This window comes from Rhodoferax sp. GW821-FHT07G04, from assembly GCF_059418585.1.
Genome location: NZ_JBWKQD010000036.1, coordinates 1 through 547, shown reverse-complemented (window position 1 = coordinate 547; position 547 = coordinate 1). Strand labels below are relative to the sequence as shown.

The following is a 547-nucleotide window of genomic DNA, read 5'->3' as shown; positions in this document are numbered from 1 at the left end:
TGGTCATGGGCTCCTGTGAAAAAGGTAAAAAAAGGACTGAAGGATTAAGCGGTGAGGGGAATCAAGCGGACGGCAACAACCGAGCCTTCGTAGCTCTTGTGGTCGATGCCCTGGATGCCGTAGCTGAAGTAGCAAAGCCAGGCGTAGGAAGCGTCCCATTCGTCGCTGGTCCAGTGCCAGGTAGGCTCCAGCTTGTCCTGCAAGTTGGCGAACAGCATGGCGGCCACGGGGCGGGTGGGCAGCTCGCCGCCGTGTTCTGCGGCCCAGGCCTTGGCCTTCTTCCAGGTGAGGCGCTGAGGGCTCTTGGCGGGCAGCAGCGTGGCGGCGTAGTGGATCTGGTCTTTGCCAGTGATGACGCCGAAGAAGGTACCGCCGTCGAGATCTGCGCCGATGGCGGGCAGGGCGGTGATGGAAATGGATGCAATGGGTGTGGCTGTGGTGTTCATGGCCAGGGCTTTCAAGTGGGTTGGGAAGGGGTGAGGAATGTGACGCGGCCGTCGCGGTAGTGCAGGCGGTTGTCGTAGCGGCTGGGGATTGCGAGGAAGGC

The 547-nt window shown here is 61.8% G+C and carries 1 protein-coding gene; it reads right to left on the bottom strand.

The window, feature by feature from the left end:
* Positions 1 to 44: 44 nt before the first annotated feature.
* A complete protein-coding gene (locus tag AC07OO_RS25605; RefSeq protein ID WP_495085001.1) occupies positions 45 to 446 on the bottom strand; it encodes a DUF1566 domain-containing protein in 402 nt (133 codons plus the stop codon).
* Positions 447 to 547: the final 101 nt, after the last annotated feature.

Bases quoted from the DNA above. Each gene is read 5' to 3' on its own strand.
- AC07OO_RS25605 (WP_495085001.1), bottom strand. From the start codon at position 446: ATGAACACCACAGCCACACCCATTGCATCCATTTCCATCACCGCCCTG.